Source organism: Columbia Basin potato purple top phytoplasma (assembly GCF_028595955.1).
Classification (GTDB): Bacteria; Bacillota_I; Bacilli_A; order Acholeplasmatales; family Acholeplasmataceae; genus Phytoplasma.
The window spans coordinates 1-409 of record NZ_JANHJP010000046.1; the positions used below are offsets into that span (position 1 = coordinate 1).

Here is a 409-nt window from a genome sequence, read left to right on the forward strand (position 1 = left end):
TTGAATATTCTAGTTTCGACAAAAAAATTGATAGTCAATTATTTGTATATGTCAACTTAGAAAAACAATTCAAAGAAAACTCAGGCGGTAATTTTTTAATCGTTAAATACGAGGGCCCAAAAGACTTGATAGAAAAAGACAAAGACTACTACCTTGGACGCGCACATGTTTCCGACTCTAATTTTGAATTAACTAATTTCCACCTTCACTTCAATCCTGTCCGCAAAACTTTATCTCTTTATCAAGATAAACAAAATAACGATAAAACAAAAGAAGCCGAAAATAATAAAAGAACCAGCTCTGATTGGTAATAAAATTTAACAATTTCCAATATGTTAAATTTAAAGAAATAAAAATAAAAAGGAGATTTTTTTAATGTTTAAATTACAAAATCAATTTAAAATAATAA

The 409-nt window shown here is 26.7% G+C and carries 1 pseudogene; it reads left to right on the top strand.

Annotated features, from left to right (window positions below):
- Nucleotides 1-311: pseudogene (locus tag M8044_RS02520) on the top strand (effector); the annotation flags it as partial.
- Nucleotides 312-409: the final 98 nt, after the last annotated feature.